Origin of the sequence: Pseudomonas sp. TWI923 (genome assembly GCF_039673365.1) — a bacterium.
Taxonomy (GTDB): domain Bacteria; phylum Pseudomonadota; class Gammaproteobacteria; order Pseudomonadales; family Pseudomonadaceae; genus Aquipseudomonas; species Aquipseudomonas sichuanensis.
The window spans coordinates 88,117-95,032 of sequence record NZ_JBDJLM010000012.1; the positions used below are offsets into that span (position 1 = coordinate 88,117).

Genomic DNA, 6,916 nt, shown 5'->3' on the forward strand with positions numbered 1-6,916 from the left:
CGCGCCCGCGCAAACGGTCATCCTGTAGGAGCGGCCTTGTGCCGCGAAAGGGCCGCAAGGCGGCCCCGGCGATCGCTGGGTATATGCCGAATTCGGTCGTTAGCGCACACAATGCCGGGGCCGCTTTGCGGCCCTTTCGCGACACAAGGCCGCTCCTACAAAGGCCTGCGTAAGGCCGCATAGCGGCCCCGATTGGCTTGAATGTCAGCTGCTTCCCATGGCCGATTGCTGCAACCACTCGATCAGCACCTGCAGCCGCCGAGGCATCGGCTCATGGGGTGGGTGCACCAGGTAATAGCCGCAGCGGTCCGCCGCGACGAAGTCGCCAAACGGCAATATCAGCTCGCCGTTGGCGATGCGTGCCTTGACCAACTGTTCACGGCCAATGGCGATGCCTGCATGGTTCACCGCAGCCAGGGTGCACAGGTCGGAGCGGTCGAAGGTGAGGAAGCGCTCCGGCAGCGGCACATCCAGCGCCATGCGCTGCAACCACGAGCGCCATTCGGCATCGTGCGCCACGTTGTCCCAGGCCGCGACATCGTGCAGCAAGGTACAGCCGCCCAAACCCTGGATGCCGCCCAGCAGCCCATGCCGCCGGGCGTATTCGGGCGAGCACACCGGCGCGATCCGCTCCGCCATCAGCGGCGTGCTGACCAGCCCCGGGTAATGCCCGTGCGAATAGCACAGCACCAGGTCGACCTTGCGGGTGCGGTAGTCGATGCTCTCGTTGCCGACGCGGATGTCCAGCTGGATATCCGGGTACTGCGTCGTGAACTCGGCCAGCCGCGGCACCAGCCAGCACTGCGCGACCGAGGGCCGCACATACAAGGTCAGTTGCCCGGCCACCTGGCCATGGGCGCGCTCGCTTACGGCTTCAGACAACGCATCCATGGTGCGCTGCATGATCTGGAACACGCGCTCGCCGTCCTCGGTAAGCGTGACCTTGCGCGGTAAACGGTGGAACAGCTTGAGCGCCAATTGCTGCTCCAGCCGGCCGATCCGATGGCTCACCGCGCTGGCGGTCAGGCATAGCTCGTCGGCCGCCCGGGCAAAACTCAGGTGCCGGGCCGCAACCAGGAAAGTGTGCAGGTTGGCCAGGTGCGCGCCGTTTAGTTTCGGCGCGAGCAGGTGGGCGGGTGCGGGCATGGGCGCTCCTGTTCAGCTTCGTGCTTTGGCGAGGTAAGCGGCGTATTCGTCGGCAGGCACCATGCTGCCGCCGGTGCCCCATACCAGGTGCGTGGCCCTGGCCATGCGCGCAGGCGTCAAGCCGTTGCGCTCCAGGTAATCCGCTGCGCCCAGCACCTGCAGCAGGCCTGGTACGCCGGCCAGCGCCGAGGGCTCCAGGCGCGCCTGCTCAAGGTCGTGGGCCAGGGCCAGCAGGCGATACAGTTCTTCATCGGTGACGGTGTAGTAGCCATCGATCAGCCGCTGCATGGCCTTGCCGACGAACCCGGAAGGCCGGCCCACCGCCAGGCCATCGGCGGCGGTGAGGTTGTCGATGCCGAAGTCCTGCACGCTGACCGCGTCGTGCAGCCCGGTGTACACCCCCAGCAGCATGCACGGCGAATGGGTCGGTTCGGCGAACAGGCAATGCACGTGGTCACCGAATACCAGCTTCAAGCCGAACGCCACGCCGCCAGGCCCGCCGCCCACGCCGCAGGGCAGGTAGACGAACAGCGGGTGTTCGGCATCCACGCAGATTTGCGCTTGTGCGAATTGCCTGGCCAGGCGCTCGGCGGCCACGGCGTAGCCGAGGAACAGGTGCGGCGAGTTCTCGTCGTCGACGAAGTAGCAGGCCGGGTCAGCTTCGGCTTGTTGGCGCCCTTGCTCCACCGCCACGCTGTAGTCCGAGGCGTATTCGATTACCGTCACGCCATGGCTGCGCAGCTTGTCCTTCTTCCACTGACGGGCGTCGGCCGACATATGCACGGTCGCCTGGAAGCCCAGCCTGGCGCTCATGATGCCGATGGACAAACCCAGGTTACCGGTGGAGCCGACCGCCACTTTGTACTGCCCGAAGAACGCCCGCGCTTGGTCATTGGCCAGCGCCCGGTAGTCGCTGTCCAGGGTGATCAGCCCGGCAGCCAGCGCCAGGTCCTCGGCATGCTTGAGCACTTCGTGGATACCGCCACGGGCCTTGATCGAGCCGGAGATCGGCAGCTCACTGTCGGCCTTGAGCCACAACGCGCCGCTGGGCGGCAGGCCGGCCTCCTGCAGCAGGGCGCGCTGCAGGCTGGGCAGCGGGCGGATCGGCGACTCGATGATGCCGCCGCTGGCCGCCGTTTCCGGGAACACCGTGGCCAGGTAGGGCGCGAAGCGCGCGAGTCGGGCGCTGGCGGCGGCAACGTCGGCGGCGTCCAGGCCGACATCGTGCAGCGCCTGGGCGGCAGGGGCGATGTCGGGGTTGAACCAGCGGGTCGGCTGCAAGGCCACCAGCTCGCGGATCAGGGGGTGGCTCTGGCACCAGGCTTCAAGCGTTTTTCCGAGAATCATGGGTAGTTCCTGGGTTGTTGCGTGCGAGGGGTCGTTGTTTTCGCGCATTAGAGCGTAGCGCCACGGGGCCGGACAAACGATTGATCGTCAGGCCATGCATGACCGGGTGTCATGTGTCGCGGCGGTCAAGCCAGTGCCTTGCGCAACGGCACTTCACGCAGCAGCCAGCTCAGCGCGAACGCCAGGCAGGTGATCAGGCAGGCCACGAGGAACACCCCATGCATCGCCCCGGAGAAGGCGGCGAGGTAGGCCTGTTGCAGGGGCGCGGCCAGGGCATGCACCTGCTCGGGCGACAGGCTGGTCGGCACCGGGGTGTCGGCCGGGAACGCCTGTGCCAGGCGTTCGAGCAGCGCATGGGAGAACAGGGCGCCGAACACCGACACGCCGATGGCGCCGCCGATCGACCGGAACAGTGTCGCCCCCGAAGTGGCCACGCCCATATGGCGCGGCTCGACGCTGTTCTGCACGGCCAGCACCAGCACTTGCATGACCATCCCCAGGCCCGCGCCGAGCAAGCCCATGTACAGGTTCATCACTGCCATCGACGTGTGCTCGTCGAGCCGGCTGAGCAGGGCCAGGGCGATCGCCTGCAGCAAGGTGCCGAGGATCGGGAACATCCGGTAGCGCCCCCAGCGGCTGATCAGCCGCCCGGTGATGGCCGAAACCACCAGCAGCCCGCCCATCAGCGGCAGCATCTGCAGCCCGGCACTGGTCGGCGTGGCGTTTTTCACCACCTGCAGGTACAGCGGCAGGAAGGTCACCGAGCCGAACAGCGACATGCCGACGATGAAGCCGATCAGCCCGGCCAGGGCGAAGGTGCGGTGACGGAACAGGTGCAGCGGCATGATCGGTTCGGCGGCACGGCGCTGTTCATGGATGAAGCCCACCAGGCCGATCAGCGCGAACAGCGACAGGCACAGGATGTCGAGGGAGCCCCACGCCAGCAGGTTGCCGCCAAGGCTGGTGATCAGCACCACGCAGGCCAGGGTCAGGGTGAGGAAGCATGCGCCAAGGTAGTCGATCACGTGCTTCACCCGCGCCACGTGCGGGCGGAACACGCTGCCGATCACCAGCAGCGCCAGCAGGCCCAGGGGCAGGTTGATGTAGAAGATCCAGCGCCACGACAGCTGTTCGACCAGAAAGCCACCGATCAGCGGCCCGACCACCGTGGCCAGGCCGAACACACCACCGAACAGGCCCTGGTAGCGACCGCGCTCGGCGGGTGGGATCACATCGCCGATGGCGGCCATCGCCACTACCATCAGCCCGCCACCGCCCAACCCTTGCAAGGCGCGCAGCAGCACCAGCTCGGTCATGTTCTGGGCCATGCCGCACAGTGCCGAGCCCACCAGGAACAGCACGATGGCCACCTGCAACACGCGCTTGCGGCCATACAGGTCGCCGAACTTGCCGTACAGCGGCACCACCACGGTGGAGGCCAGCAGGTAGGCGGTGACCACCCAGGACAACCAGCGCAGCCCGCCCAGCTCGCTGACGATGGTGGGCAGGGCGGTGGAGACGATGGTCTGGTCCAGTGCGGCGAGGAACATCACCAGCAGCAGGGCGCCGAGCAGCAAGGGAACCGGCGGGTGGGCATCGTGTTCGAGGGCAGTGGATAGGGTTGTCATGGGTTGGCCTGGGCGAGGGGAGAGTGGCATGGGCGAGGGGTCAGCGACCTTGGCCGGCGTCGCGCAGGCCGGCTAGGGCGAAGCGGTACAGCTGCTCGCAGACTTCGGCGGCGGGCATGCCGAGGATTTCCTGCACGGCCCCGGAGCCGCCACGCGGGCCGATCAGCAGCATCGCCCAGGGGGCGGTGACGCAGAGGATGCAGCGGGTCAGCGCCGGGTCGTCGAGGGCGAGGCCGCTGATCTCGCTGAACAGCCCCTTGAGCAGCATGAGCTTTTGCGGCGCCGTGCCCTGCAAGGCCTGGCCATGGCTGCTGGGGGTGAGCAGTTCGGCGGCAAGCACCCGCAGGTGCCAGCTGCCCTGGCCTGAACTGGCCTTGTGCACCACCTGCTCGATCAGTGCGCGCAGTTTGTCCGTGGCCGGCTGAGGGGCCTGGAGGATGCGCTGCAGGTTGCTGATATCGAGGAAGCGCCGACGCGCTTCGTCGAGCACCGCCAGGTACAGGCCGTTGCGGCTGCCGAAGTGGTAGTTGATCGAGGCCAGGTCGACCTCGGCCTTGGCGGCCACCGCCTTGTTGCTGGACTCGGCGAAACCCTGGGCGGCAAACAGCTCGCCGGCGGCTTCGAGAATGCGCGTGCGGGTGGCTTCACCGTCCTTGCGCGGTTCGCGGGGGGCTGTGGCCATGGTCGGGCTCCGAGGGTGGGTCGTGGCCGGAGCTTGCGCGGGTCTAAATTTAAATTCAATTTAAATTTATTTCAGGGTGACGAGAGGTCGCTGCCCGGGGGCCTTGCAGGGTGCAGGCGGGCCTATTCTTTCAGGCGGCACTTCAATCGAGTGGAGGTGGAGCATGCGAACAGTCACATGGGGCTGCCTGCTGTTGCTGCTGGCGGCAGCGGCCCAGGCCCAGACCGTCACGCCGCTCAAGGGCCAGAGCAGCCAGCAGATGCAGCAGGACATGGCCGACTGCAATAGTGTCGCCAGCAGTTCGACGACTGGCAGTGCGCATGTCGGTGGTCGGGTCAAGGGTGCCGCCGCCGGGGCGGTGGCGGGCGCTGCGGGTGCCCAGGTGCGCGGCAACCAGCACGACGAGGTATACGACCGTATGAGCGACGACGCCAAGCAGCAGTACCGGCAGAACCGCGCCGGCGAAACGGCTGCTGCCGGTGCCGCCGTGGGTGGCATGCGCCAACGCCAGGAGCGTCGTCAGGACCGCCGCGGCCAGGGCGAGGCCCAGGCCAGTGCCTACAGTGGTTGCCTGCAGGGGCGGGGGTATCAGGTCAGCCCTTGAGCCCGGCGATCACTTCGGCGGCGGTGGTGACCTGGCCGAAGTGGTGTTGCCACAGGCTGATGCCCAACTGCCCCGAGCGGTCCAGCGAAGAGCCCATGGTGAGGTCGGTGATCAGGGTCGGGCACAGCCCCGCATCGAACAGGGCGAAGCCTGCGGCCAGCACGCAGGTTTCGGTCTGCAGGCCGCACACCAGCACGCGCTCGACGCCCAGGCCCTTGAGGTACTCGAGGGTTTCGGCGGTTTGCCCGTAGCCGTGCTTGACGAACACCTTGTCGGCCTCGACCAGTGTCACGTCCTCGCTGGCCGGGTGCCAGCCGAGCTGGCGCTGGAACGGCGTGGCCTGTTCGTCGTGCAGTTCGATCGAGGCGACGGTGGGGATGTGTGCCGACAGCGCGCGGATGCCGTCCACCAGCTTTTCCGAAGGGCTGAAGGTGGATTGCACGTCGACGATGAGCAGGGCTTGCCGCATGAATGGGTCCGGTCCGGGTTGCAGGGGCGAGGAGTATAACGTCGTGCCGCGATCACCGCCGAAGGCTTCTATGCTGATCCTGTCCTGTAGCAAAACCCTGTGGCTTCACCTGGCATTTCGCGAGCAACGGCTTGTGGCAGCCGCTGTGCAGCGCCATGCCCCGGCGTTACACTCGCCGGCTTTTTTGCAGCGAGGGAATGCATATGCAGCGCATCGTGATACTGGGCAATTCCGGTAGCGGCAAATCGACTTTGGCACGGGCCATCGGCGAGCGTTTGGGGTTGCCGGTGGTGCACCTGGACCGGTTGTTCTGGTCGCCGGGCTGGGTGGAGCCGGAGGCCGAGGTGTTCCGTGATCAGGTGCGCTCGGCGCTGGCGCAGGATGCGTGGGTGTGCGAGGGCAACTATGCGCGGCGTACGTTCGACCTGCGGTTGCCGCGGGCGGACTTGATCATCTGGCTTGATACGCCGCGCTGGGTTTGCCTGAAGCGGGTGGTCCTGCGGTCGTTGAGCCGGCGGCCGCGGGCTGACTTGCCGGCTGGTTGCAGTGAGCGGTTGAACTGGGAGTTTGTGGAGTTTCTGAAGTTTGTCTGGGGGTTCGATGGGGCCTACCGGCGGGGGATCGAGGCGATGCGGGTGGCGATTGGGCCTGGGGTGCCTGTGGTTCATTTTCGGGGGCGGCGGGAGATTGCGGGGTTTCTTGGGGAGGTGGATGGGGCTGGGGGGAGGGGGGTAATTAGTGATGGGATGCAGGGGCGGCGTTCGGTTTGATGGCGGGATTTTGCCGTTAGATATTTTGCGGTTAGGTTGTTAGTCAGTTAATCAGTTAATCAGTTAATCAGTTAATCAGTTAGTCGGTTTATTGGTTGTTCTGTTGTTCTGTTGTTCTGTTGTTTGGTTGGTTGGCTGGCTGTTTTTATATTTGTATGTGCATTCATTTGCGATGTCGACGCATAGTCACCTTTCCGCCCTTACGGCGGCCTACTTTGGTCTTGGCCAAAGTAGGCAAAGCCGCTCGCTCCCATCATACGGCCCCTACGC

Annotated in this window: 7 protein-coding genes; 2 read left to right on the forward strand and 5 right to left on the reverse strand. The window is 66.1% G+C overall.

The window, feature by feature from the left end:
• Window positions 1-204: 204 nt before the first annotated feature.
• The 4 genes from dsdC to ABE459_RS08130 all read right to left on the reverse strand — a co-directional run bounded on the left by dsdC (window position 205) and on the right by ABE459_RS08130 (window position 4,803).
• Entirely contained in the window at window positions 205-1,146 is a 942-nt protein-coding gene (gene dsdC, locus ABE459_RS08115; RefSeq protein WP_323833946.1) for a DNA-binding transcriptional regulator DsdC, read from the reverse strand.
• 12 nt (window positions 1,147-1,158) lie between these two features.
• Window positions 1,159-2,493: a D-serine ammonia-lyase gene (locus ABE459_RS08120; protein ID WP_323833948.1), complete on the reverse strand. Its 1,335-nt coding sequence runs from the start codon at window positions 2,491-2,493 to the stop codon at window positions 1,159-1,161.
• 125 nt (window positions 2,494-2,618) lie between these two features.
• Window positions 2,619-4,121 carry an MDR family MFS transporter gene (locus tag ABE459_RS08125; protein ID WP_323833950.1) on the reverse strand — a complete coding sequence of 501 codons (1,503 nt, stop codon included), beginning with the start codon at window positions 4,119-4,121 and terminating at the stop codon, window positions 2,619-2,621.
• Window positions 4,122-4,161: 40 nt separating this feature from the next.
• A complete protein-coding gene (locus ABE459_RS08130; protein WP_258706270.1) occupies window positions 4,162-4,803 on the reverse strand; it encodes a TetR family transcriptional regulator in 642 nt (213 codons plus the stop codon).
• Window positions 4,804-4,966: 163 nt separating this feature from the next.
• Here ABE459_RS08130 and ABE459_RS08135 point away from each other — a divergent pair, with 163 nt between their 5' ends.
• A complete protein-coding gene (locus tag ABE459_RS08135; RefSeq protein ID WP_125463663.1) occupies window positions 4,967-5,407 on the forward strand; it encodes a YMGG-like glycine zipper-containing protein in 441 nt (146 codons plus the stop codon).
• Here ABE459_RS08135 and ABE459_RS08140 read toward each other — a convergent pair.
• Window positions 5,397-5,876: a cysteine hydrolase family protein gene (locus tag ABE459_RS08140; RefSeq protein ID WP_323833954.1), complete on the reverse strand. Its 480-nt coding sequence runs from the start codon at window positions 5,874-5,876 to the stop codon at window positions 5,397-5,399. The two genes, ABE459_RS08135 and ABE459_RS08140, sit on opposite strands and share 11 nt — an antisense overlap.
• A 203-nt stretch (window positions 5,877-6,079) precedes the next feature.
• Between ABE459_RS08140 and ABE459_RS08145 the strand changes: the two genes are divergently transcribed.
• Window positions 6,080-6,646, forward strand: coding sequence for an AAA family ATPase (locus tag ABE459_RS08145; RefSeq protein WP_323833956.1), 567 nt, complete (start codon window positions 6,080-6,082; stop codon window positions 6,644-6,646).
• Window positions 6,647-6,916 lie beyond the last annotated feature (270 nt).

Coding starts and splice junctions, on each gene's coding strand:
- ABE459_RS08140 (WP_323833954.1), bottom strand. CDS start 5,876: ATGCGGCAAGCCCTGCTCATCGTCGACGTGCAATCCACCTTCAGCCCT.
- ABE459_RS08125 (WP_323833950.1), bottom strand. CDS start 4,121: ATGACAACCCTATCCACTGCCCTCGAACACGATGCCCACCCGCCGGTT.
- ABE459_RS08130 (WP_258706270.1), bottom strand. CDS start 4,803: ATGGCCACAGCCCCCCGCGAACCGCGCAAGGACGGTGAAGCCACCCGC.
- ABE459_RS08120 (WP_323833948.1), bottom strand. CDS start 2,493: ATGATTCTCGGAAAAACGCTTGAAGCCTGGTGCCAGAGCCACCCCCTG.
- ABE459_RS08135 (WP_125463663.1), top strand. CDS start 4,967: ATGCGAACAGTCACATGGGGCTGCCTGCTGTTGCTGCTGGCGGCAGCG.
- ABE459_RS08145 (WP_323833956.1), top strand. CDS start 6,080: ATGCAGCGCATCGTGATACTGGGCAATTCCGGTAGCGGCAAATCGACT.
- dsdC (WP_323833946.1), bottom strand. CDS start 1,146: ATGCCCGCACCCGCCCACCTGCTCGCGCCGAAACTAAACGGCGCGCAC.